At 30.4% G+C, this 23,913-nt stretch carries 26 protein-coding genes and 1 pseudogene; 18 read left to right on the forward strand and 9 right to left on the reverse strand.

Annotation, left to right across the window (positions count from 1 at the left end; translation table 11 throughout):
* Window positions 1–237: 237 nt before the first annotated feature.
* Window positions 238–1,386 (forward strand): aminotransferase class V-fold PLP-dependent enzyme, encoded by a 1,149-nt coding sequence (locus ACWJKE_RS03495; RefSeq protein WP_462955993.1) that lies wholly within the window; start codon window positions 238–240, stop codon window positions 1,384–1,386.
* Between the two features lie 23 nt (window positions 1,387–1,409).
* Here the strand turns inward: ACWJKE_RS03495 and ACWJKE_RS03500 are convergent, their stop codons facing one another.
* The 3 genes from ACWJKE_RS03500 to ACWJKE_RS03510 all read right to left on the reverse strand — a co-directional run bounded on the left by ACWJKE_RS03500 (window position 1,410) and on the right by ACWJKE_RS03510 (window position 4,007).
* A complete protein-coding gene (locus ACWJKE_RS03500) occupies window positions 1,410–2,084 on the reverse strand; it encodes a DUF4489 domain-containing protein (protein ID WP_462959154.1) in 675 nt (224 codons plus the stop codon).
* A 153-nt stretch (window positions 2,085–2,237) separates the two neighbouring features.
* On the reverse strand, window positions 2,238–2,996 hold the full coding sequence (locus ACWJKE_RS03505) for a hypothetical protein (RefSeq protein ID WP_462959155.1): 759 nt from the start codon (window positions 2,994–2,996) through the stop codon (window positions 2,238–2,240).
* A 237-nt stretch (window positions 2,997–3,233) separates the two neighbouring features.
* Complete coding sequence (locus tag ACWJKE_RS03510) at window positions 3,234–4,007, reverse strand: hypothetical protein (RefSeq protein ID WP_462955995.1); 774 nt, start codon at window positions 4,005–4,007, stop codon at window positions 3,234–3,236.
* Between the two features lie 242 nt (window positions 4,008–4,249).
* Between ACWJKE_RS03510 and ACWJKE_RS03515 the strand changes: the two genes are divergently transcribed.
* From ACWJKE_RS03515 to ACWJKE_RS03530, 4 genes are all read left to right on the forward strand, one after another.
* Window positions 4,250–5,785, forward strand: a complete 1,536-nt coding sequence (locus ACWJKE_RS03515) for a hypothetical protein (protein WP_462959156.1) — start codon at window positions 4,250–4,252, stop codon at window positions 5,783–5,785.
* Between the two features lie 106 nt (window positions 5,786–5,891).
* Window positions 5,892–6,164 (forward strand): DUF3343 domain-containing protein, encoded by a 273-nt coding sequence (locus tag ACWJKE_RS03520; RefSeq protein ID WP_216303469.1) that lies wholly within the window; start codon window positions 5,892–5,894, stop codon window positions 6,162–6,164.
* A 105-nt stretch (window positions 6,165–6,269) separates the two neighbouring features.
* Window positions 6,270–7,784: a YncE family protein gene (locus ACWJKE_RS03525; RefSeq protein WP_220286556.1), complete on the forward strand. Its 1,515-nt coding sequence runs from the start codon at window positions 6,270–6,272 to the stop codon at window positions 7,782–7,784.
* Between the two features lie 219 nt (window positions 7,785–8,003).
* The gene (locus ACWJKE_RS03530; RefSeq protein ID WP_220286555.1) at window positions 8,004–8,876 is read left to right on the forward strand and encodes a tRNA 2-thiocytidine biosynthesis TtcA family protein; all 873 of its coding nucleotides are present in this window, start codon (window positions 8,004–8,006) and stop codon (window positions 8,874–8,876) included.
* 19 nt (window positions 8,877–8,895) lie between these two features.
* Here ACWJKE_RS03530 and ACWJKE_RS03535 read toward each other — a convergent pair whose 3' ends face one another.
* Window positions 8,896–9,168 carry a hypothetical protein gene (locus ACWJKE_RS03535; protein WP_220286554.1) on the reverse strand — a complete coding sequence of 91 codons (273 nt, stop codon included), beginning with the start codon at window positions 9,166–9,168 and terminating at the stop codon, window positions 8,896–8,898.
* A 410-nt stretch (window positions 9,169–9,578) separates the two neighbouring features.
* On the opposite strand from ACWJKE_RS03535, the gene ACWJKE_RS03540 reads away from it, so the two are divergent.
* Together ACWJKE_RS03540 and ACWJKE_RS03545 are read left to right on the forward strand one after the other, a co-directional pair.
* Window positions 9,579–10,949, forward strand: coding sequence for a TRAP transporter large permease (locus ACWJKE_RS03540; RefSeq protein ID WP_216303473.1), 1,371 nt, complete (start codon window positions 9,579–9,581; stop codon window positions 10,947–10,949).
* A 95-nt stretch (window positions 10,950–11,044) separates the two neighbouring features.
* The gene (locus ACWJKE_RS03545; protein ID WP_220286553.1) at window positions 11,045–11,383 is read left to right on the forward strand and encodes an arsenate reductase family protein; all 339 of its coding nucleotides are present in this window, start codon (window positions 11,045–11,047) and stop codon (window positions 11,381–11,383) included.
* A gap of 141 nt (window positions 11,384–11,524) precedes the next feature.
* Here ACWJKE_RS03545 and ACWJKE_RS03550 read toward each other — a convergent pair whose 3' ends face one another.
* Window positions 11,525–12,079: a biotin transporter BioY gene (locus ACWJKE_RS03550; protein ID WP_220286552.1), complete on the reverse strand. Its 555-nt coding sequence runs from the start codon at window positions 12,077–12,079 to the stop codon at window positions 11,525–11,527.
* 151 nt (window positions 12,080–12,230) lie between these two features.
* Between ACWJKE_RS03550 and menA the strand changes: the two genes are divergently transcribed.
* The 9 genes and pseudogenes from menA to ACWJKE_RS03595 all read left to right on the forward strand — a co-directional run bounded on the left by menA (window position 12,231) and on the right by ACWJKE_RS03595 (window position 17,559).
* The gene (gene menA, locus ACWJKE_RS03555) at window positions 12,231–13,181 is read left to right on the forward strand and encodes a 1,4-dihydroxy-2-naphthoate polyprenyltransferase (protein ID WP_220286551.1); all 951 of its coding nucleotides are present in this window, start codon (window positions 12,231–12,233) and stop codon (window positions 13,179–13,181) included.
* A 240-nt stretch (window positions 13,182–13,421) separates the two neighbouring features.
* Window positions 13,422–14,825, forward strand: a complete 1,404-nt coding sequence (gene iscB, locus ACWJKE_RS03560; protein WP_258280670.1) for an RNA-guided endonuclease IscB — start codon at window positions 13,422–13,424, stop codon at window positions 14,823–14,825.
* A 49-nt stretch (window positions 14,826–14,874) separates the two neighbouring features.
* On the forward strand, window positions 14,875–15,003 hold the full coding sequence (locus ACWJKE_RS03565) for a transposase (protein ID WP_375294753.1): 129 nt from the start codon (window positions 14,875–14,877) through the stop codon (window positions 15,001–15,003).
* 278 nt (window positions 15,004–15,281) lie between these two features.
* A complete protein-coding gene (locus ACWJKE_RS03570) occupies window positions 15,282–15,407 on the forward strand; it encodes a hypothetical protein (RefSeq protein WP_258280671.1) in 126 nt (41 codons plus the stop codon).
* A 29-nt stretch (window positions 15,408–15,436) separates the two neighbouring features.
* Window positions 15,437–15,748 carry a tyrosine-type recombinase/integrase gene (locus ACWJKE_RS03575; protein ID WP_258280756.1) on the forward strand — a complete coding sequence of 104 codons (312 nt, stop codon included), beginning with the start codon at window positions 15,437–15,439 and terminating at the stop codon, window positions 15,746–15,748.
* A 701-nt stretch (window positions 15,749–16,449) separates the two neighbouring features.
* A complete protein-coding gene (locus ACWJKE_RS03580; RefSeq protein WP_258280672.1) occupies window positions 16,450–16,584 on the forward strand; it encodes a hypothetical protein in 135 nt (44 codons plus the stop codon).
* Between the two features lie 47 nt (window positions 16,585–16,631).
* On the forward strand, window positions 16,632–16,715 hold the full coding sequence (locus tag ACWJKE_RS03585) for a hypothetical protein (RefSeq protein WP_369811893.1): 84 nt from the start codon (window positions 16,632–16,634) through the stop codon (window positions 16,713–16,715).
* 162 nt (window positions 16,716–16,877) lie between these two features.
* Window positions 16,878–17,189 (forward strand): annotated as a pseudogene (locus tag ACWJKE_RS03590) (Tn3 family transposase).
* A gap of 301 nt (window positions 17,190–17,490) precedes the next feature.
* Entirely contained in the window at window positions 17,491–17,559 is a 69-nt protein-coding gene (locus ACWJKE_RS03595) for a hypothetical protein (RefSeq protein ID WP_462959351.1), read from the forward strand.
* A gap of 183 nt (window positions 17,560–17,742) precedes the next feature.
* Here ACWJKE_RS03595 and ACWJKE_RS03600 read toward each other — a convergent pair whose 3' ends face one another.
* From ACWJKE_RS03600 to ACWJKE_RS03615, 4 genes are all read right to left on the reverse strand, one after another.
* Entirely contained in the window at window positions 17,743–18,060 is a 318-nt protein-coding gene (locus ACWJKE_RS03600; RefSeq protein WP_220286547.1) for a DUF6618 family protein, read from the reverse strand.
* Window positions 18,061–18,089: 29 nt separating this feature from the next.
* Window positions 18,090–18,893 (reverse strand): ExeA family protein, encoded by an 804-nt coding sequence (locus ACWJKE_RS03605; RefSeq protein WP_220286546.1) that lies wholly within the window; start codon window positions 18,891–18,893, stop codon window positions 18,090–18,092.
* Window positions 18,886–20,142, reverse strand: coding sequence for a DDE-type integrase/transposase/recombinase (locus tag ACWJKE_RS03610; RefSeq protein ID WP_220286545.1), 1,257 nt, complete (start codon window positions 20,140–20,142; stop codon window positions 18,886–18,888). The genes ACWJKE_RS03605 and ACWJKE_RS03610 overlap by 8 nt, the downstream gene beginning before the upstream one ends.
* Window positions 20,143–20,248: 106 nt before the next feature.
* Window positions 20,249–20,929, reverse strand: coding sequence for a DUF6431 domain-containing protein (locus tag ACWJKE_RS03615; protein ID WP_220286544.1), 681 nt, complete (start codon window positions 20,927–20,929; stop codon window positions 20,249–20,251).
* A gap of 248 nt (window positions 20,930–21,177) precedes the next feature.
* Between ACWJKE_RS03615 and ACWJKE_RS03620 the strand changes: the two genes are divergently transcribed.
* Both ACWJKE_RS03620 and pulA read left to right on the forward strand, forming a co-directional pair.
* The gene (locus tag ACWJKE_RS03620) at window positions 21,178–21,528 is read left to right on the forward strand and encodes an MBL fold metallo-hydrolase (protein ID WP_258280673.1); all 351 of its coding nucleotides are present in this window, start codon (window positions 21,178–21,180) and stop codon (window positions 21,526–21,528) included.
* Between the two features lie 319 nt (window positions 21,529–21,847).
* Entirely contained in the window at window positions 21,848–23,905 is a 2,058-nt protein-coding gene (gene pulA, locus ACWJKE_RS03625) for a type I pullulanase (RefSeq protein WP_258280674.1), read from the forward strand.
* Window positions 23,906–23,913: the final 8 nt, after the last annotated feature.

The raw sequence follows: 23,913 nt of genomic DNA on the forward strand, positions 1-23,913 counted from the left end.
CTAAAATTAAATTAGTAATGGTTAAAATAAATGAGCTCTTATTTTTAGAGGCTCATTTTTTATGTTATTATTTTAATACATTAGTTTAAAATCCAATTTGAAATTTACAAATGGAGGAATGTCGTTAAAAATTAGATAGGTAAAAAAATTAACACTTTATTAAGCATACTATTAAGTATATCAAAATATTTATACTATATAAAGAATAAAACGCTATATTCAAAATAGGAGGATTTTATGATATATCTTGATAATGCTGCCACAAGTTTTCCAAAGCCTGTGGCAGTTTATTCCGAAGTGTTAAGATGCATGGAGAATTACGCTGCAAATCCTGGTAGGGGTTCGCATGATATGGCAGTTGAGGCTTCATCTAAAATTATGGATACCAGGCAAGAGATAAGTGAATTCTTCAACATCCCTGATTTATTAAATATTATTTTTACATGTAATGCTACCCAGGCTCTGAATATAGGTATAAAAGGAATCTTAAAGTCAGGAGATCATGTTATTAGCTCAATAATTGAACATAACTCAGTTCTTAGACCATTAAATTATCTAAGTGAAAAAGGGATAGCATTTACCCTTCTTGGTGTTAATGAAAATGGATATTTGAATATGAATAATTTAAAAAGAAAAATACGTAGAAATACCAAAGCAATAATAATAAACCATACTTCCAATGTATTAGGAACCGTTCAAGATATAAGAGCTATAGGGGAAATCGCGAAACAATCAGGAATAATATTCGTGGTTGATGCATCCCAAAGCGCTGGTGTTATCCCAATAGATGTAGTACGAGATAATATTGACTTATTAGCTTTTCCGGGTCATAAAGGATTATATGGTCCCCAGGGAACAGGAGGCTTATATATAAGAGAAGGGATTGTACTGGATTCGTTTATTCAAGGTGGCACTGGAAGTGAGTCCTTTTCTATGAAGCAACCTAACTTTTTACCTGATAGATTTGAAAGTGGAACCTTAAATACGCCAGCAATAGCAGGACTATGCGCAGGTATAAGGTTTATTAGAAAAGTCGGAATAGAAAATATAAGAAAGCATGAGATAATGCTCGTAGAATATTTAGTAAAAGAATTGTGTAAATTATCTTATGTTAAAATTTATGGAGGATGCGATTATAATAACAGAGGAGCTGTAGTTTCTTTGGCTATAGACGATATTGATGTTTCTGAAGTGGGATATTTCTTAAATAAAAAAGGAATAGCTGTGAGGACCGGGTTTCACTGTGCACCACTAATACATGAAATACTTGGCACAAATCGTAAAGGTACAGTTAGAATAAGTCCAGGATATTTTAATGATTTAGAAGATATTGAAAAACTTATTAAAGCTTTAAAGGATATACATGAAAAAAGGCCCTTTTTATAGAGCCTTTTTTATCTGTTATAGTACTAACAGCAATGACGTTTGTTTTGGTTTTCTACTACTAAAGCTGAAAGTGTTGGATTGTTAATTATAGCTTCTCCATCGCCGTATTTAGGGGTAGTTACAACTACAGAATAGGTGCAGCAATCATCTTTATCACAGTCACAATCACAATCACAATCACAAACTATGAAAGTAAATGTATCAGTCGTATCCTTCGAATGTTTCTCTCTAAAAAATGTCCATACAGGTCCAATTTTGATTGCATCTTTTTCACCTTTACATTTCTTAAACACTTGGAAATTAAGAGTTAAATCATTATAACCATAACCAGAGACAGAATCAGTAGCAGGATCAGTAACAGAATTACGACTATAACCATAATAAGGTTTAGCAACTATATTGCTTGCAAATTCAAGCTTAATGCATGGATCACAAAAATGCTTAGTGTTTAAAGTAAGATTGATAACTGTATCCTTAGTACCGTCATTCCCTAATTTGACTGTTATTGGAGATGCAGTTTTACACTTTAATAAAACTTCAGCTTCTTTTTCTTTTTTACAGCAATCATTTCTTTCATCGTGTCTTCTATCGCAATCATCTCTTTCATCGTGTCTTCTGTCGCAATCATCTCTTTTATCGTGTCTTTTACAACAAACCTCTTTTTCATCTTGACAATTACCTTTTGACATTGAATTCATATATTAATTCCTCCTAAATTTTAATTCGTTATATCTAGTAAAAGAATTCTAAATGTACTGTTTACGAGGTCGGATATCTTAGAATTCTCATATTACAATATATGAGATAGGCCTATAAATGTTCTAATTATTCGTAATTTTTCTAGAATTTACTTACTCATCATCTTCACATTCATCATCAAATAAAGGTCTAAGCTTTTGATCTGGGAAGAATTTTGGAACTGGTGCGCGATCAAATTTTTCACAGGCATCTTCTTCACATTCCTCTTCGCATTGACAAGGCACAGGACAATAACCGTATGCAGGAATTAATAATTGAACAATTAGTTCACATTTTACAATAAGATGGAATCCTAAAGTTATATCTAAAAAACTATGACAGTCATCATCTTTACAAAAAACTCCATCCAAACATTCTGCTACCAATTCAAGTTTTATAATTTCAGAATCAAGATCCTCGGATTTACCAGGCATAAAGCTAGCAGATATTTGGGCTATTGAATCTGGGCAATAGAGTTTCGAAATAACTTCTGAACGATTAATTTCATAAAACTCGCATTTAGTCTCTCCATCACAATTTATATAATCTGCATAAAATGAAATTCTAAAGCAAATTAATACTTTCTTGTAACTAGGATTTTTCTTTAGTGGAATTTTCTCTACCGAAATAAGTTTAAGTTGAAAATCCCTACATCCTGTAAATATTTTCGGGTTACTTAGGGAGTCGCTTCTTAATTCTTCATCTGTATCCACCGTATCTTGTCCGCAAGAATAAACTAAACATCTTTTAATTAGGCACTGGTCAAAAACTTTTGGGATTTCAACGCAAACTAGTTCTGATGGATCAGGAAGGTGCCCTTGTTTGTTAATAATACCAGGTCTTGCAATAAACTCTTCACGAGTAATAGCCATAAATTATCCTCCTTTATTATGTTAAGTGATACACTTTTAATTCGTGTTCTCTATATTATAGTATGCAGGTGGTTATAAGTTGTGAATGATATTTTTATTGATTAAAATTTATATATGGAGATTTAGAACTAACTCTGTAAACAATATCAAGCCTCAGTACGTCTACCATTTGTACTGAGGTTTGGTTTCAACACTTAAAAAACTTTAGTTGCTTTGTGTTTTTTTATTAGAATTCACTTATTTATCAGATTCACTTTCATCATCTTCACAGTCATCATCAAATAAAGGTCTAAGCTTTTGATCTGGGAAGAATTTTGGAACTGGTGCGTGATCAAATTTTTCACAAGAATCTTCTTCACATTCCTCTTCGCATTGACAAGGTACAGGACAATAACCATATGCAGGAATTAATAATTGAACAATTAGTTCACATTTTACAATAAGATGGAACCCTAAAGTGATATCTAAAAAACTGTGACAATCATCATCTTTACAAAAAGCTCCATCTAAACATTCTGCAACCAATTCAAGTTTTACTATTTCAGAATCAAGATCCTGAGATGAACCAGACACAAAGTTAGTAGATATTTGCGCTATTGAATCTGGACAATATAATTTTGATATAACTTCTGTACGATTAATTTTGTAAAACTCGCATTTTCTCTCACCGTTACAATTTATAAAATCCGCATAAAATGAAATTACAAAGCAAATTTTTACTTTCTTATAATTAGGATTTTTCTTTAGTGGAATCTTCTCTACTGAAATAAGCTTTAGATCAAAATCCCTACATCCTGTAAATGTTTTTGGATTATCAAGAATGCCACTTCTTAATTCAGCATCTGTATCTAGCGTATCCGGTCTGCAATCATAAACTAAACATCTTTTAATCAGGCACTGGTCAAAAACTTTTGGAATTTCAACGCAAACCAGCTCTGATGGATCAGGAAGGTGTCCTTGTTTGTTAACAATACCGGGTCTTGCAATAAATTCATCACGAGTAATAGCCATAAATCATCCTCCTTTTATGTCAAGGGATACACTTCTAATGCGTGTTCTCGATATTATAGTATGCAGGTATCTAGAAGGTGTGATTGGTATACTTGTTTAGTAATACAAATAGTTCCTAAGTGTTAATTTTAAATTATCTAATACTATATTATGTAAATACTTTATATATGGCTTTTAATATTAATTTTTAGGTCATATATTACTTTGGAATAAAATATAATTTCTATAAGGAGATGAGTAATATGAGGATATGTAGTCCATGTTTATTTTATGATAGTGAAGATCATATATGGAGCTTCTATGTAAATGATGATAGGAATTTAATGTACAGTATTATGTATGATGAGAATAAATGGACTAAGGAAAACAAAATTGACAATGAAGTTATTGATTTCACCGTTAATTTTGATATAGATAACAAAATTTACATTATATATAGTGTTGGAGCTAGTGATCTTAAGTATTGCGAATGGGAACAGAATAAATGGTTTGGAAAAACCATTTATAGTTTTGAAAATGAAGGCTATGAGATGACTGAATTAAATGTTATTACAATTGGTGAACAAATGCATATATTTTTTATTGGTAAAAATAGCATAAAGAGAATCCAATGTTCTTTAGTGCATTTGTGCTTAAATAAAAATGAAAGTTTATTTAATACAATAGATACCATACCATTTCTAAAAGAGGTATTCTGCCATTACCAGGTACAAAATTTAGAAAATGGTGATTTATCCCTAGTATTTATTAAGCATGAAAAAAATGAAATAGTAATTAATTTCACAGAATACAAAAACAATAACTGGAGTATTCCAAGAAGATTATATGGTATTATCGGCAATAGCATTAATTTTTGCTCATTATTATATTTAAATAAAATAAATATAATGAATCTGTCTAAAGAGGGATCATTGCATTTTATAGAACATGTATTAATTGAACCTGATGGAAAAATGAAAAGCTATAAAATTCATGAAAGTTGTGATAAGCCCACTAATTTATTGCTAGTTGAAATTAGTGGAGTCCTTTGGGCGATATGGAGTGAAGGCAAAAACATTCTAACTTCTTCATATATAAATCAATGGAGTGAACCGAATAAAGATTACACCCAATTAAACAATGAAATTTCACTGTATAAATTTTTATCTTTAAGTAAAAAGCATAGTAATATACAGTGTAAATATATGATAGGAACTAATCCTCCTGAAATAAATTTATTATTACCTCAATGCAAAGATAATGACTATAGAGATGACTTTCCAAAACTAAATAAAGTAGCTCCTGAAACTAAATTAGATTCTAATGCGAAAAAAAACAAACTAGATATTCAAGAAGAGATTTTAGCTCTAAAAAAAATTAACAAAGATTTAGAAAAAAAACTAATAGATTTACAAATAAAGTATCAGCAAAAACTAAGAATTCTAGCGGAATCAGATAATAATTTCTTTAAGATTTCAAATGCAAAGAAAAAAGCTGAAGAGAAATTAAATATAATAGCTGAAATACAACAGACTTCTATAAAAAAATTAGAAGTAATGAAAATCGAAAAAATATCTACGGACAGAGTAATAAATGAATTAAAGAATAAATCAGAACAACTTACTAATGAATACGAAGGGTTGAAAAAACAGAAGATGTTCAAAGATGTTGTAGTAAATGAATTGAATAATAAATTAGAGCGACTAACTAGTGAAAAAGAAGGTCTGAAACAAGATCTAAAATATGAAAAAAACATAGGAATTGTAGATAGAATTTTAAAAAAAAGACCGGTCAGATAGATATCACATGAAGAAGATATTTTCATATTATGGATTGGTCTACTAGTTTATCTATGATACAAATTAATTTATAAACTTGATTAGCTATAAGGGAGATGTTCAAGCTATGAAGGTAGAAGTAGTAGAAAGTGAATATTTAGTTGTTTACCCAGGTCATAATGTTGCAACACTTTTGTACCAAAGGCTTTTAAAGAAATCTTGCAAGGTTGAATTAGTATCAACCCCAACAAAAATATCCTATGGTTGTAGTCTATCCATCAAATTCAAAGAAGTCTATATGAATATTGTTAGCGATGAAATTCGAAAGATTAATATAAAAGCAAAAGGCGTGTACAGGATCGTTAAAAATGGAAAATTTGATAGCTACGAAAGGGTCTAGTTTATATCCAAAGAAATTATTAGGATTTGGAATTTCCAAATCCTTTATAATTTTAGCATATTTTCTATTGTTAAAGCATATTTTCTATTAAGAAAGATAAAGGGTGTGATTGAAATAGCTGAAAATATTAGAAAAAGTTTTTATTTTGTTTCAAACGTTAAAACTGGAACCTTAACTATAATTGATGGTCTTTGCAATACTATATTAAAAGAAATATCTGTAGGAAAAAGTCCATTTAAATTAGCTCTGAAAGATAACAATACCATTAGTGTTGCTTGTGATGTGAGTAATACCATCTCATTTATTAATTATATTACTGGTGAAATAAAAGAAAATATTATTCCCAATAATGGCAACTTTCAAATTGATACCATAAACAAAAAAATATACGTTTCAAATACCTCTGAAGTCACTATATATGATATAAACTTAGATAAGTTACTAGGTCGCATTAAAGGATTATCAGCAATTATTGATTTAAGGCTTAATAAAGAAGGGTCTAAGCTATATGTATTAGATACATTATTAAAGGAATTAAGAATTTATAGTACAGAAAGTTATAGACTTATACATTCATTTAAAAACCTAGGTATAAATCCAACTTATCTTTTAATATCCGAAGATGATAAAACCGCATACATTTCAATGCGAAATAATATATTAAAAATAGATATTAACTCAGAAAAGGTTACTGATTTAATTTTACCTAAGGGATCATTAATTGCTGGAATGATCTTAAAAGACGCTACCTTATACGCATCAAATTTTGGACTAAACAGAATAGAGTTAATAAATACTAATACTAATGAAGCATATGATTTTATTATTACCTCAAAACCTGAACCTACCAGACTTTCTATAACTGACGACTATACTAAGCTCTTGGTAGCTAATAGAAACCGTGAAAATCATGGCGGGATTGATATAATTGATTTAAAATCTAATTCTGTAATTGGTTCAATTCTGATGAATACACTTAATAGCCAGCCCTATGATGTTATTTCACTGAGACTTCCTTATACATATGTTCCACCAGCTGCAATAACTAATCTACAACCAGGCAATCAGATAATAACCATTATAGCAAAAAAAATATTTGCATCATACAATGAAAATCTTAATTTCCCCATCATAAATATAAATTTACCTAAAAATATAAATTCTTCTTATATTTTTGAAAAAATAAAATTTGAACCTGGTATTATTGTAGAGCATTCCGAAATTAGAAGCCTTTTATCTACAACATCTGGGTTTTCAAGTATTAAATTTATTGGAAGAGTTAATTATATAATTGATTATCTTGAAGACAACAAAAATAACAGTATAAATGGATTTTTTGAAAAACCTATAGAAGTTTTTTTAGATATTCCTAAAGACCGTGAATTAAATGAATTTCAACTCAATATTAAAACAATCACTGAACTTACAGATGCTCCAATAATTCTTCATAATGTTATAAGATTTGGTGTAACTACTTTGATGGAGTTAAATATAATAGGTGACGATGAAATATCTATTATTAATTCGAAAGAAACCCCTGATAATGCGGAAGAGCACTTCGAAGCATTCGATGGTTTTAGCGGCTCAATTTTTCCAGATGACACAGTGTTTACTCTTTAAATAAACATTTCAACATATTTGTTCTGCTTACAAGATGATTTCTGCAATATAAACAGAAGTCATCTTTTTTGGGTTACATCTATATATCATTTATAGTGGTTTGATCAGATGCTTTAAGTTTCTGTTATTATAATAATGTGTATCAGCGTGTATTACTTTCCAAAGACAAACCCTTCTGAATTATGTTATAATATTCTAATGTACAGGAGGGGTGATTTTATGAGTAGCATTGCAGGAGAAGGTTGTGAAATATTAGTTCCATTTAATGATAGAAAACCACTAGCGGAAATAGAACGTAGTCTTATTACAACCTTTAGAAAGCCTATTTGGAGAAAATTCATTAAGGCTATAATAGATTATAATTTAGTTTGCGAGGGTGATAAAATTGCTGTAGCTATCTCGGGCGGTAAGGATAGTCTAATAATGGCTAAATTATTTCAAGAGTTACAACTTCACGGTAAATTTAATTTTGAATTAGAGTATATTGCTATGGATCCTGGTTACCATAAAAATATAAAAGAACTATTAATTGATAATTGTAAACATCTAAATATTCCTGTGAAAATATTTGAATCAAGAGTTTTTGATATAATTGATAGTATAGCTAAGGATTATCCTTGTTACATGTGTGCAAAAATGCGCAGAGGTGCATTATATGCAAAAGCAAAAGAGTTAGGTTGTAATAAACTTGCCCTTGGACATCATTTTAATGACGTAGTCGAAACCACTATGTTAAATGTTCTTTATTCAGGAAATTTTAAGACTATGCTTCCAAAATTAAAAGCACAAAATTTCGAAGGTATGGAATTAATTCGTCCTCTTTATTATATTGAAGAACAATATATTGTGGATTTCACTCAAAACAGTGGTATTTGGCCACTAAATTGTGCATGCATGGTGGCAGCTAAAAAGATAGGCAATAAACGTCATGAAATTAAAGATTTAGTTAAAGAGTTAAAGAAGAATTTTAGCGGTGCTGATAAATCTATTTTTAGAGCCGCACAAAATGTTAATATGGATTCTATCTTAGGTTGGCAAAAAAATGGTGAGAATTATTCGTATTTAGACTTTTATGATGAAAATGAAGATTAAAAAATAGTGCTTATTAGCACTATTTTTCAGTTGGTTTTAATTCTTCTATCATAAACTTATCAAAGTAAATTTCCTCTATAAAATTATTTTCGTCAAAACTAGTTTTATGTCTTTTATTGTATTCATTAATATTAGATTTTAGCCAGTACGGTGTTGAAATATCAAATTTGTAACATAACTCTGAAATGCACGCTTTTAGATTTTCCTGGTAATTATCTTCTAGCTTCGACATTGACACTTCATCCATAATAATTCTATTATCTTTGATTAATTTACCCCAGATTTTTAACATGTTTGCCTCCTTGCTTATCTTTGCATATAGATAACAGCTGTTATCTATTATCCTCTTGGTTTAGAAAACATCAGTTGATTAATTGTCCCATAGAGTCGAATATTTTTTGCTAATCACAAGTTTATCATAAATGAAAGCTAAAGTCATGCAATATGTTATGTCCATAAACATAAATAGTAATACAGTATACTAGCCTATTTATATTTATGTTCCTCAATAATATATTGCAAATTTTTATCTTAATTGAAATAGTAAAAATTGATTATTTTCCTTGAATATTGCATATACTCAATTTAAGATATCTTTAAAAAATAACTAGATAGAGCATTTCGATTCTTAAAATAGTTAATCAAATTAATACACCAATATTTGTATGCATTGAGAATAAAACATAGGAGGGGCAACAACATATGATAAATTTAAGTGTAATTCATTATGCATATATAATCATTATTCTAATAATTACAGTTATAATTACACTTAAAAAAGATGTAATACTTCCATGCATTGTGGGCATTTGCGTAATAGGTTATATTTTTACAGGTGATGTTCTAAGTGCTGTTCAGATTATATATAAGGCCGTAGTAGTGTCGGGTAAAGAATTTATTGAAATAGTTGTAGTTATTGCTTTAGTTAATTCAATGTCTAGTTCATTACATGACCTGGGTGCAGATGAATTAATTATAAAACCTATAAGGAAATTAATGATAAATAAAACATTGTCATTTTTTATTCTAGGAATTACGGTTACTGTAACCTCGTGGTTTATTTGGCCCACACCTGCAATAGTTTTTATAGGTGCTTTAATGGTGCCTGCAGCAATAGAATCTGGATTGCCACCTGTATGGGCCGCAGTTGTTTTATGTTTATTCGGAAATGGAGTTGCTTTATCAAGCGATTTTGTTCTTCAAGCAGCACCATCAATAACCGCTAAGACTGCAAACTTGCCTAATGCATTAGGAATTATTAAAGAATGTCTTCCCTTTTGGGGTATAATGAGTATAGTTACTATAATTTTAGCATTTATACTTATGAAAAAAGATAAAATCTCTAAAATTATGGTTGATGCAACAATAATTGAAACTAGAAAATTAATACAAAATCATTCAATAGGAATAAAAATAATGGCAATTGTTACCCCTTTATCATTTATAATAGATATCATATTCATTAAAAAATTCAACTTCATAGGTTCAGACTCTACAGCTCTAATAGGTGGTACAGCAGCAATAATAATGATTATTTCATCTATAATACATACTGATTTTAGAACGTCATTAGGAGAGGTTACTAAATATATTAAAAGCGGTTTTACTTTTGGTATAAACATATTTGCACCAATTATAATTATTGGTGCGTTCTTTTTTCTAGGAAGTGAAAGTACCGCAGTTGATATATTGGGTAATGGAGCTAGCGGCCTTCTAAGTGATATAGGAATATATGCTGCAAGCAAGATACCATTATCTAAATACTCAGTTATAGGTATCCAAACAGCAGTAAGTACTCTTCTTGGACTTAGCGGTTCAGGTTTCGCAGGTCTACCGCTCGTAGGCACTTTAGCTAACACCTTTTCAAATACTATTAATATAGACAAGGAAAAGGTTGCGGCATTTGGTCAAATAATTACAATATGGATAGGTGGAGGAACTATAATCCCTTGGAGTGTAGTTGCTGCAGCAGGAATATGTAAGGTTGAACCCTTTGACGTAGCTAGAAAAAATGTTATTCCTGTTATTTGTGGAATAGTTGCTACCGTGCTACTAGCTATGATAATATTATAGTCTAACGACATTTCAGAAGTCTTTGCCGCGGCACCGCAGGTGATGATTTAACCATTTAAAAAATAGAATAATATATTTTAAGGAGAATTTCAAAGATGAATATTCAATGTTTTGGAAGAAAAAAGTGTTTTGACACACAAAAAACTGAACGATATTTTAAGGAAAGAAATATAAAATATCAATTTATAGATTTTAATATTAAAGGACTAAGTAAGGGTGAATTACAAAGTGTGAAACATTCTGTAGGATTAAACAATTTAATTAACACGAAAGCAAAGGATTATAAAAAATCAAATTTACAGCAAATTAGAGGTGAGGAGACCAAAGAAGAAATTTTATTGAAAAATCCTCAACTTTTTAATACCCCTATAGTACGTAATGGAAAGGAAGCCACTGTGGGCTATGTACCAGAGATATGGACAACCTGGGAATAAGGGATATTCAATTAAATAATAAGTCAGTATATTAACAGCTTTGACTTGTTATTTATTTTCATGCCCCTAAATAATATTAAATATGTATTTTAGAAGATATCATTAGATTATCTCCTAAAATACTACAATAACTTATGAATATTAATTTGAATTCGAATGTTTTGATAATCTAGGGATTAATTGTTTAGCTATGATTATAGCTATAATTGCCTTTATAATATCTCCAGGTATAAATGGTATGCAAGCGTATTTAAGAGCTGCATAAAAATTTATATTTTTCCCTAAATAATTCGTAAAAATAAAATAAAAGTAGGGTATCCCCATAAGATACATTACGGAACTTCCTAAAATAACAGAACATATTATTGTAGAAAGAGATTTATTTTTCTCTGTAATCTTGCCAATTACATATGCTACAACAATAAAAGATATTAAAAATCCAAAGGTAGGACTTACTACAGAAGTTAATCCTCCTGTTCCGCCAGAAAAAACAGGTAATCCAATTAACCCCAAAATAAGGTATGTGATTTGAGATAGTGCACCTAACTTGGCACCTAATATAAGTCCAGATAAAAGAACAAAAAAAGATTGTAGCGTTATAGGAACTGGACCTAGAGGTATAGAAATAAAGCCTCCTACTGCCGTTAATGCAGTAAATAATGCAGTAATTATTAAATCTCGTGTAGATAATTTCAAAATAAATTCCTCCCTAAAAAATTATAAATATGATGTCTGAAACATTGTAAACCCAATTAAATTTATGGTTTACAATGATAATATCATGGATTATTTTGAAAGTCAAACAAACTATAGCTAAGAATTTATTATTTAACAGGAGGGTTTAAAATTGTATTTAATTAGTTTTCTTGAATTTATTGAAATTAAAACAAAATTGGCCAGTATGATACCATTTATATTGGGAACACTTTATTCTTTATACCGATATAAAAGCTTTAATTTGAAAAATTTTATTATTATGGGTATCTCACTATTAACATTCGATATGGCTACAACCGCAATTAACAATTATATTGATTACAAAAAAGATTTAAAGTGTAACAGACATAATCATGAAAATAAAAATGGAATCATAAGATATAACATCAAAGAATCCACAGCTGTAGCTATAATTTTTACCTTACTTGCAATAGCAATTTTCTTTGGGATTCTATTAACTTTAAACACTAATGTAGTTGTGCTCTTAATTGGAATTATTTCATTTTTAGCAGGTATATTCTATACATATGGGCCTATTCCAATTTCACGTATGCCACTAGGTGAAGTATTTTCTGGAGTATTTATGGGATTTATAATTCTATTTTTAGCTTGTTACATTCATATATCTGATAGAAATATAATTTCTATAATGTATGTTAGTAATATGTTAAACATCAGCATAAATCTAGTAGAATTGTTTTATATCTTTTTGATCTCCACCCCAACAATCAATGGCATAGCAAATATAATGCTTGCTAATAACATTTGCGATCTTGAAGAGGATATAACAAATAAGAGATACACGTTGCCTTACTATTTAGGTAAGGGGAATGCACTTACCTTATTTAAGACCCTATATTATATTGCATACCTAGATATTATAATTTTAGTTATATTGAAAATTTCACCAGTTTCATCATTGCTGGTAATTTTAACTATAATACCATTGAATAAAAATATAAAATTATTTCACCAAAACCCTATTAAAAGTGAAACCTTCATTTTATCCGTGAAAAATTTTGCATTAATGAACATGACTCACATCATATTAGTATTAATAGCGCTTATATTTAATTGGTAGGTGTCAACTACCAACTACCCTAAAGGGTAGTGGCTTGTAGGAGTAAACAAGTCGGTTGAATAGCCTAAGACTTAACAGACTACGTTATGTGAGAATATATAGGTACTTCAAGATACTTCTCTAGTCTTGAACACTACGGTCTAATTTTAAACATCTCTGATGGTAGGAGAAGTGAGTTAGATATTCAAAACCTTGCATAACATTGGCGAAGAGAACCAACTCTGAAAGGAGGTAGACTTTATGATAGTCTACGTATTAAACAAAATAGGAAAAGCATTAATGCCTACTACACCTAGAAAATCTAGGTTATTGCTAAAACAAAAGAAAGCAAAAGTTGTAACAATTAAGCCATTCACAATTCAATTAATTTTTGGTAGTAGTGGATACAAGCAGGATATTACATTAGGAATTGATAGTGGATATAACAATGTTGGATTTTCTGCTGTAACTGAAAAGAAAGAATTAATTGTAGGTGAATTAACATTACTACAAGGTATGAAAGAAAGATTATTAGAAAAGTCAAGATATAGAAAAATAAGACGTTCAAGATTAAGGCATAGAAAAACTAGATGGAGCAATAGGACAAAATCAAAACCAAAAGGGTGGTTAGCACCTAGTTTACAACACAAATTAGATTCTCATATTAAGTTTATTGATAGTTTATATAAGATATTGCCAATAACTAAATGTATTATAGAAGTTGCGAGCTTTGACATTCAAAAAATGAAGAATGACAATATTAGTGGAGTAGAATACCAACAGGGAGATATGATGGCATTTTGGAATACTAGAGAATATGTACTTCATAGAGATAATCACAAATGTCAAAATCCTAACTGTAAGAACAAAGGCAAAGAACAAATATTAGAAGTACATCATATTAAATTTAAAAGTCATGGTGGAACAGATTCTCCTAGTAATTTAATAACTTTATGTAACAAGTGCCACACTTCTCCTAACCATAAAAAAGGAAAATTCTTATACGATTGGTGTATGGAAGGTAAGAAAGTTAGAGGATTTAAAGATGCTACCTTTATGAGTATGATTAGATGGTATTTAGTCAATAAGTTAAAAGAAAACCATAGTAATATTGAGACAACTTATGGCTATATAACAAAAAATCATAGGATTGAAAACAAAATAGAAAAAACTCATTATAATGATGCTTTTGCTATAGTTAAAGGTATTAACCAAGTTAGAAATTCAAAGATATTTGAGGTTAAACAAGTAAGAAGAAATAATAGAAGTTTAGAAAAATTTTATGATTCTAAATATATTGATATACGAACTGGAGAAAAAGTAAGTGGTGGAGATTTAAACAACGGCAGAAGAACTAGAAATAAAAATTTAAATTCTGAAAATTTACATCAATATAGGGGTAAGAAGCTATCAAAAGGACAGAGAAGAATAAGAAAGGTTAAATATTTCTATCAACCTAATGATTTAGTTAATTATGAAGGAAAAATTTATAGTGTTAAAGGGACTCAAAATGGTGGAGCATATATAAGATTAAACGAAATTAAGAAAGTTCCTAGAGTTGATTTATTAACGCCTTATAAGTTTATGAAAGGATTTGTGTATGGATTATACATCAAGGAATCACAGCAAATACTTGATAATGGTGCATTTAATATTTGTTTGTAAGTATCGCATGCAATTGTTAATTAAATATGGCAATCAAATCAAGCAAATATTGAATGATATTGCCGAAGAAAAACATTTTTGGAATGAGCGTATACTTTGGGGAGATGGTTATTTTGCTTGTAGTATCGGAAATGTAAACAAGGAAATTATTGAAAAATATATTCAAAGTCAAGGATAGTGAGGGCTTACATCCACTACCCTAAAGGGGTAGTGCTCGCAAAGCGTAAATTTACAACGTTAAGCCAGTTATTTACAATTTGATACTATTATTTTAATGTTCTGACTTAGAATTAATATGTAATAGTTCTAACTCAAAAAAATATATAATATCAATATAAAGCATTGATATAGCTAGGGTTTGATCGCTAAATGATAAAGCTCTTATTTTTTTGCTCAAAACCAGTTAGTTAAAGTATAATTATAGTATTGATAACACTAACTAAGCGAGGGATAAAAATGGCAAATGATAAAATGAAAAAAGGAAGCAAAACAGTAGATCCAATAAAAAGTAAAAGAGAAATTCAGGCAGTAAAAAATTATCTGTTTGGGAAAAATTTAAAGATTATACTATATTTGTTGTAGGTATAAATTCAGCTCTAAGGGTAAGTGATATTGTAAAATTAAAATGGGAGGATGTTTTTTATGAAATTGGAGAACTAAAAAAAGAAATTAGGCCAATTGAAAAAAAGACAAGCAAACAAAAAGTTTTTCCTATAAATGAATCTATGAAAAAAGCTCTTTTGGGGTATTTTGAGCATATAGATAAGCCATCTGATGATGAGTATATTTTTAAATCAAGACAAGGAGGCAATAGCCCTTTAAGTGTAAAAATGGCCTGGAGGATATTCAATGACATACAGGATAATGTAAAGCTAAGTACTCATATAGGGACCCATAGTATGAGAAGTGCGACTTGTTTCTAAGTGAAAAGCTTAGACTAATTAGTTGATTGAATTCAAAAATTAGAACTGTTATAACAAAAAGTAGAATGAAAGGGTAACGCCTTGAAATGCTTTCTCTAAGTCTCCGACTAGCGTGGTGGTGAGTAAACACCTAAATGTTAGAAGCTCGGTGAAGTTGGCTGAGAGTACACCGTAAGTAGAAGAAATACCATGCCTACACGAATAGCGAACCAGAGGTGGTCGAGTGTATGATAGGCCGGGAGTCTATAAAATATTTATGGTTAGGATGTTCATAAGAACTGACGAAATTGGGAATGTACGGGTCTTTATGCTGAATACTTAAAAATGAGTATAACACATATGTGTTTGTGAGTGTGGACAAGTAAGATTTTCTTATATGAAAATCCATATAATGTTACAGGCATTATCAAGCTTACAAGACTTATACCAATGACCTAAGGATATATGTAAAGATAGTAATAACGGAACAAGGGAAGCTTGGAATACGGAGGGTTTATTCCCCATGAAGTAGTGATAAGGAAAACGCACGTATAACTTATCTTAATCCAAGTGAAAGTGGTGGCATAAAGCTACAATGGATTCTGTAACGGTCTCCTAGCAATAGCCACTAGACAAATTGTTATTTGAAAATTAAATACTGAATAATTCAAGGTTCTGGTGAGACTAAGAGAAATGAAATACCGTAAGGGGTAGTAATTGACTTGAAGGAAAACTTTAAATTAGAGAAAAGACAGAAACTAAGAAATAATGAATATTATAATATGCAAGACGTATTTGACAATCTGTATAAAGACTCTAAGGAAGGCAAAAGATTTACTAATCTAGTAGTAAACTAGGATTCGCAGTTCAGCTCTGTATAATTAGATTTGCAGGGTGGACCTTGATGGATTTTGAAAATATACCTTATGAAATAATATTGTATATTGCAGAACAATTAAAAATCAGTACTTTTGAATTTCAATCATAAAAGCGACAGCCCACAAGATATGAACATTTAGAAGAAATATTAAAACTATATGGATATAAGAGATTTAAAACTAAAGACAGAGTAACTATTTTTATCCTTGATTATTAATCAGACGAAGATTTCAGAAGAAAAATCCAGATAGGATTGAATAAAGGTGAAGCAATGAATGCACTGGCTAGAGCCATATTTTTTGGTAAATATGGAATGCTTCATGAAAAAGATATTCAAGGACAGTTACAGAGAGCTACTGCTTTAAGTATAATTATAAACTCCATAACTCTTTAGAATACCATGTACTTACCTAAAGCAGTTGAGAAACTTAAGGAAAAAGAAGGAGTTGACAAATCTCTTCTAAGACACGTTTCTCCACTTGGATGGGAACATATTAATTTTATTGGTCAGTATAACTTTGACAATAATTCTGATTACAATTTAATAGATAATATGAGACCTTTGAGGGATATATTACAATAATTTATAAAAATTAGAATTATATTTACCGTAATGATATACTAACAAATAGGTCGTATATGTAAAATATTTAAAAAAAGGAGGAAATGAAATGGCTGAACTAATAACGTTACCATTATTGTTTGAAATGGGTGAAATGAAATTTTATATTTAATCAGTTGTAATTAAAAACAATGATGATTTAATTTTAATTGACACAGGTTATCCTATGTTTTTGTCAGTAATAGAAAAAGCTTTTGAGCAAAATAGGTTGGATATCAGAAATCTTTAACAAGTTATTTTAACTCACCACGACCATGACCATATGGGAGCAGTAAAGGAACTTGTAAAAAAATATCCTTCTGTAAAGGTGAAGTGTTCCGCAGAGTGTTAAACGGCAAATTATAACTAATTGAAACGTCATTTTATTTCTATTATTAATATGTGATTTACGTCAGATTATACCTATAAAATCACTTTATCAATAAGAAAAAATCACTTTATTAATATAATTTCTCTTAGCCGGCAGGCCACTTTTATATAAAAAATGAGTAGCAATAATAGCTACCCAAACATGTTAGGTTAAATCAATATATTCAGCGACAGCTTGTAATGCGTGAGCCACAGTTATGGCATCTACTTTATTCATAATCTCACGTAAGCGTTCAGAGTTCCAAAATAAATCATTTAAGGTAGAAAGATGACAGCCTACATCATAATCAGGAATACAAGCAAAATTACCATAACTTGTTTTGCCTATAACTACAATAAATCTACTTCTACTTTCAATCTTAAGCTCGTAATGACTGCCAAATTTAGTTAATTTAGTTATCATCCCAGACCAGTTTTCTGTTTTTTTGCCCGTTTTCATTGTACACTTAAATTTAATTGGCATAGACAATCCTCCTAAAAAATAATTTACGGTTAACGAAGCGATATTTCATTGGCTGCAGCCATTATTGTGTCCGTGTCAATTATTGTTTTTTCGTGCTGCGCACCTATTATTAAAGACTTTGTTAATATCATATTTAGACGTCTTATAGAACCAGCGCAGCTGCTATATGCAGCTAAAATGGCATTATCATCAATTATTTCAGAAGAAGCACCTGCCAATGAGAGTCTAGAATGAATGTATTCTATAGCCTCAGTCTCTGAAAGTCCTTCAAAATCATAATTTATTATGATCCTTTGCTTTAATGCTTCATGTATCTGTTTTTCTAAGATGTTATTAAGTATAGGGTGGCCTATTAAAACCAGTGAAAAACAATCCTTTGAGTCCATAGAAAAATTCATGAGTAGTTTTAATTCCTTTAATATGTCGTTACTCAAATACTGTGCTTCATCCCATACAAGTATGTAATGAAGACGTTTGTCACTGCTCATGCTTTCCATATAATCTTTTATACTTTTAAACATATCTGATTTACGAGAGGAAGGTTCAAGTCCTAAGGAGATACAAAACTGACGATAAAACTCAGTAGTAGTTACGGTAGTAAGGCAAAGATAAATAACCTTTGCTAAGTTCGGATTGACTTTCTTCGCGAAACATCTAAGAGCAAAAGTTTTTCCAGACCCAGCCGAAGCCGTAAATAATCCAATGCCTCTAGTTTCATTAATATAATCAAGTCTTGATATCATTTCTTTTAAATCCCTTGATATATATGCATCTTTTTCTTTAATGCCTTTTTCAAAAGGGTTTAAGCTCATACCATAAAACTGCTTAAACATATTTAACACCATCCTTTGAATAGTCTATATTAAGTGGGTTTTTACGTTTAGTTTTACCATTTTCAACCTTGTTTGTTTTTCTAATGCTATATTTAATCTTCTCATAATAGATATAACCACTGTCCAGGTCATCAGGTAGATACCGCACTTCAACCTTCTGTTTTATAAATTGCATAGGTACATCATAAGAGGTTTTATCAATGCTTATAGTTGCATCATTATTTACTCTGCGTTGTACGCGATTCATAAAACAATTATCTAGCCATTCACTGTTAGATGCTACTTTCACATGAGCTAAATCGCTCTTATATCTATCAATAGGGCGCTGATTTGTAGAAGAATGAATAGTTATGTTATGCTTATTAATATAGGTGAATAATTCATCATTTAGCTCCGCTAAGGAGGAAATGGATTCTACATCTAAAGCATTTAGCCATCTACTTTTTAATGTCCTGAAATTTCTTTCTACCTTTCCTTTTGATGCTCCATCTCTTACCATTGTGTGGAGCTCTACTATTCCAAGAGAGCCGCATATAAGGCTTAATTGTTCATTTCTGTACGGAGAACCATTATCCAAGTAGATCTTATTGGGAATTCCATACCTAGCTACAGCCTCTTTAAGTACTTTCTGAAAGTTATAAGAATTATCATTGTAAAAGAATCTACCGCCTACTATTAGCCTAGACTTATCATCTATTAGCATAATTACGTACGTCCGCTTACGCTCACCATTTTCAGTTATAAATGGACCGTAACACGTGTCTCCTTGATACATACCAGTTGCAAACTCTTCTTCAAAAGCTTTTCTATCTTTCATGTTGATACATCTAGCAGATTTAAGGTCCTTGTTTTTTATAAACCGCTGAACTGTCGAAATTGATACATCATTTTCTTTAATAAAGCCATCTTCGATGAGTTTATAATATATAAGCGTAGCATTAATTCTAGGGAAGTTGTTTTTTAAAGTGTATATCTGCTCTATGGCTACATCACTTAGCTTTCTGGTTTGACCTATATCGCTACGCGTCTTCGGAAGAAGGGCATCAAAACCAAATCTATTATACTCTGATTCCCAATTAGAAAGCGTCCCCGGGCTATACAAAACTGAATTACCGTTAGGTAATTTTACAGGGTTAATAGAAACACGTCTATAATAAGCAATTTTAGATTGCTCAGTAAAAGTATTATTTATAGCATCTATTAGTGCTAATCTAATAGATGCTATTTCGATTATTTCTTTGTTATTCATTTATCATCACCTCTAGAAAAATGGTATCACATGGGCATTCCAATGACCATTATCGTATTAAGTGGTATGGATAAATTAAAATGAAGAAAATATGGTTATAGTTAAATTATGACGTTCCTTGAAAAAACGATAAACCATTTTGCTTGAAAAATTGTATTATAAAGTTCTCAATTTCATCAAAAGAGCTATTTATGATATGCTGTATAAAACTTAAATTTGAAATAAGCTTTTCCTCTAAAAGGCCAAGCCATAGCTGTTTATGTTCTTTAAACTTCTTTAAAATTCGATAGAATGTAGATATAGCAATTCCATAATGCTCACACATACCTTCCACGGAGCGATATTTATGTACAAGATAGTCATGGATGAGGGATACAGTGAATTTAAAACTAAATGACATATACGGCACAATTACCGAAGGTAGGAGGGCATGGGTATGTCCACAGGATGAACAAATATATCTGAGAATGGTGATCGTATTATCTTGAGCAGTATTATTCCCATAGGTCACAAGATGACGTTTGTAAGAATCAAATGAGGATAATGCATGTTTAGCGCCACAAAATGGACATACTAAAGTCGCTGTATTGACCGTGCTTACATATTTATCAAAGGCAGCTATCTCATTTTTAAAAGAAATTTGATTAAAACACTTGTATAATTGTGAAAATAGTCTTATCATAATAATAGTTTTATAAGAGTTTTTAACTCTTATTTTAAAGGGAGAACGTTGCTTTGGATGGCGGGGGTTCTCCCTTTTCCTTTCTCTAGTTTTAATAATAAGCATAAATTAAGCTCCTGATGATGTCAAGTCATTAGGAGCTTTTGTCATAGAAATAATGTGATTATTAAAAAAGCAATTAATCGCTAGATAATTATTAGTGTTATAGTTATAATTTGACTTAGGAATGCAGTTCCATAAAGCTATATTTTGACGCACTACACGCAGAGCAAATCCCATATGTTTTAGGAAAAAAGAAATCACTTCGATTAGAACAGGCAGAAAAATTGGAGGCAGACGCTGGGTTTATACAAATGATAAAAAGTGTAGAGTATTTGGATTCTGCTTTAGCAGTTACAGATAATGAAATTATATGTAATGGAGTAAAGGTTATTGAAACATCAGGGCATATGCCAGGACATATTTCTATTTATATTGAATCAATGAAAACCTTAATAAGTGGAGACATGTTAATTTCAGAAGGTGGTATATTAGGTATTGCGGATGAACAATTTGTGTTAGATAAAGGGGCAGAAATAAATTCACTAAAGAAAATTGTCAATTTGGATATTGAAAAAATTATATGTTTCCATGGTGGAGAGTATAAAAGCAATAATTTAAAAGAAGATTTAAAAAAAATTATTGCAAAGGGGTATAATGTCTAAGCAATAAATTTCAAGTTGTAGAGTTGATGTAACATAATTTTAGATTCAGTTCTGTCGTATATTTCTTTTAGTGTGACTCAAATCCTACCTTTTTCATTTTTAAGAAATATGTTTAAAATATATTTTAGAGTAATTAAAATACCGATATATTCAAAGAATTCTTTGAATATATCGGTATTTTGGTAATACATGTCTTAACGTATAAAATCCGCGTTTTGCGGTTACTACCCCTATTAGAAAAATATATAAAGGAAAAATTGAATTAATGTCGAATGGTATAAAGAGAAAATAAAGAAAAAAATTTTTAAGGAGGGCAATTGTGAAATTAAAAAGAATAAAAAAAACTAATAAGGGTCTGATAATGTCTTTGACATTAGTTTTAGCTTTTACAAATGTATTTTTTTTATTGCCAAATTTGCAAACGTTTGCACGAAGTAAAACAAAGGTAATTTCTAATGATGTAATTTCAGGAGATGCAATGGGAAGTGATGAGTTTGATAAAAAGTTCTATTATGCTGGAAATGATCTAGGAAATACTTATACTAAGGATAAAACAAGATTTAGAGTATGGGCGCCTACCGCTATTGAGGCTAAACTGGTAGTCTACAAAAATTGGGATGACAAAACTGGTACTGCTATCAATATGAATAAAAGTGAAAAAGGAACATGGGTAGCAGAATTAAAAGGAGACCGGAAGAACATATTTTATACATATAAGGTTAATGTTGAAGGTAAATGGAATGAAGCTGTGGATCCCTATGCTCGTTCTGTTTCTGCTAATGGAGACAAAGGAGCTGTAATAGATTTAAAGGATACCAATCCTGATAAATGGGAACCTAACAAAAAACCTAAATTCGGAAAGTTAAACAATGCAATAATATATGAAACGCATGTCAGAGATTTTTCTATTGATCCCAATAGTGGAATGAAAAATAAGGGAAAATTTTTGGCTTTTACTGAAACAGGTACAAAATTACCTAATGGATTAAAAACTGGAATTGATTATATAAAGAAACTAGGTGTAACACATGTGCAGCTTATGCCTATATTTGATTATGCAAGTGTGGATGAAGCCTCTTCAAAACCACAGTATAATTGGGGCTATGATCCTAAGAATTACAATGCTCCAGAGGGTAGTTACTCAACAGATGCGTATAATCCTAATATAAGAGTTAAGGAATTAAAGGAAGCTGTTCAATCCCTACATGGTAACAATTTAAGAGTAACTATGGATGTAGTTTATAACCATATGTTTAGTGCAGATAACTCGAATTTTAATAAACTAGTACCTGGTTATTATTTTAGATACAATACTGATGGCACTCTTGCTAATGAAAGTGGATGTGGAAATACTATAGCTTCAGAAAATTCCATGGCAAGAAAATTTATTGTGGACTCTGTAGTTCATTGGGCTAAGGAATATAATTTAGATGGTTTCAGATTTGACCTTATGGGTCTTACTGATACTCAAACCATGAATGAGGTAAGAAAAGCCTTAAATAAAATTGATCCAAGTATAGTAGTTATTGGAGAAGGCTGGGATATGGGTGCAACCTTGAAACCAGAAGATAAGTCAGATCAGAAAAATGCAGATAAATTATCGAATATAAGTTTTTTTAATGATACTATTAGAGACGGAATAAAAGGTAGTGTATTTGATGCAAAAGGAACAGGCTTTGTTAATGGAAAAATTGGAGCAGAACTAGATATCAAAAAAGGTATCGTAGGTGCAATTGATTATTCAAAGGATATCACAACCTGGGGAAAGGTTAACCCATTGCAATCTGTTGCTTATGTAGAAGCTCATGACAACAACACATTGTGGGATAAACTTATTCTTACTAATCCTAATGATACCGATGCTACGAGATTAAAAATGGATAGATTAGCAAACAGTATTATTTTTACTTCACAAGGAATTTCCTTCTTCCAGGCAGGTCAAGAATTTTTAAGAACCAAGGGTGGAAATCCAAATTCCTATAATTCAGATGACAGTGTAAATTTACTTGATTGGAATAGAATGTCGGATAATATTAATACTGTAAATTATGTAAAAGGGTTAATTCAACTGAGGAAAACTCATCCAGCCTTTAGAATGGATTCTGCTGAAATGATTAGGAATAACCTAAAATTTATAAATACTGCAGCTAATGTTGTAGCTTATTCAATTATAGATAATGCAAACAAAGATAAATGGAACAATATAGTTGTGGCTTTTAATTCAAATAAAACTGAGACCACAATAAAGTTACCTGAAAATACTAAGTGGAATATTGTTGTTGATGGAAAAAAAGCAGGAATAAAAACCATTAAGAAGTTTAAAGGTGATTCTGTTGTAGTTGATGCTCAAAGTTCTGTAGTACTTTACAAACGATAAAAACAATA

The sequence above is a fragment of the Clostridium sp. CM036 genome, from assembly GCF_055081135.1.

What these genes read in the sequence shown, in the direction of transcription:
- ACWJKE_RS03495 (WP_462955993.1), top strand. Translation starts at nt 238, where the DNA reads ATGATATATCTTGATAATGCTGCCACAAGTTTTCCAAAGCCTGTGGCA.
- ACWJKE_RS03500 (WP_462959154.1), bottom strand. Translation starts at nt 2,084, where the DNA reads ATGAATTCAATGTCAAAAGGTAATTGTCAAGATGAAAAAGAGGTTTGT.
- ACWJKE_RS03505 (WP_462959155.1), bottom strand. Translation starts at nt 2,996, where the DNA reads ATGGCTATTACTCGTGAAGAGTTTATTGCAAGACCTGGTATTATTAAC.
- ACWJKE_RS03510 (WP_462955995.1), bottom strand. Translation starts at nt 4,007, where the DNA reads ATGGCTATTACTCGTGATGAATTTATTGCAAGACCCGGTATTGTTAAC.
- ACWJKE_RS03515 (WP_462959156.1), top strand. Translation starts at nt 4,250, where the DNA reads ATGAGGATATGTAGTCCATGTTTATTTTATGATAGTGAAGATCATATA.
- ACWJKE_RS03520 (WP_216303469.1), top strand. Translation starts at nt 5,892, where the DNA reads ATGAAGGTAGAAGTAGTAGAAAGTGAATATTTAGTTGTTTACCCAGGT.
- ACWJKE_RS03530 (WP_220286555.1), top strand. Translation starts at nt 8,004, where the DNA reads ATGAGTAGCATTGCAGGAGAAGGTTGTGAAATATTAGTTCCATTTAAT.
- ACWJKE_RS03535 (WP_220286554.1), bottom strand. Translation starts at nt 9,168, where the DNA reads ATGTTAAAAATCTGGGGTAAATTAATCAAAGATAATAGAATTATTATG.
- ACWJKE_RS03540 (WP_216303473.1), top strand. Translation starts at nt 9,579, where the DNA reads ATGATAAATTTAAGTGTAATTCATTATGCATATATAATCATTATTCTA.
- ACWJKE_RS03545 (WP_220286553.1), top strand. Translation starts at nt 11,045, where the DNA reads ATGAATATTCAATGTTTTGGAAGAAAAAAGTGTTTTGACACACAAAAA.
- iscB (WP_258280670.1), top strand. Translation starts at nt 13,422, where the DNA reads ATGATAGTCTACGTATTAAACAAAATAGGAAAAGCATTAATGCCTACT.
- ACWJKE_RS03570 (WP_258280671.1), top strand. Translation starts at nt 15,282, where the DNA reads ATGGCAAATGATAAAATGAAAAAAGGAAGCAAAACAGTAGATCCAATA.
- ACWJKE_RS03585 (WP_369811893.1), top strand. Translation starts at nt 16,632, where the DNA reads ATGGATTTTGAAAATATACCTTATGAAATAATATTGTATATTGCAGAA.
- ACWJKE_RS03600 (WP_220286547.1), bottom strand. Translation starts at nt 18,060, where the DNA reads ATGCCAATTAAATTTAAGTGTACAATGAAAACGGGCAAAAAAACAGAA.
- ACWJKE_RS03605 (WP_220286546.1), bottom strand. Translation starts at nt 18,893, where the DNA reads ATGTTTAAGCAGTTTTATGGTATGAGCTTAAACCCTTTTGAAAAAGGC.
- ACWJKE_RS03610 (WP_220286545.1), bottom strand. Translation starts at nt 20,142, where the DNA reads ATGAATAACAAAGAAATAATCGAAATAGCATCTATTAGATTAGCACTA.
- ACWJKE_RS03615 (WP_220286544.1), bottom strand. Translation starts at nt 20,929, where the DNA reads ATGCTTATTATTAAAACTAGAGAAAGGAAAAGGGAGAACCCCCGCCAT.
- ACWJKE_RS03620 (WP_258280673.1), top strand. Translation starts at nt 21,178, where the DNA reads ATGATAAAAAGTGTAGAGTATTTGGATTCTGCTTTAGCAGTTACAGAT.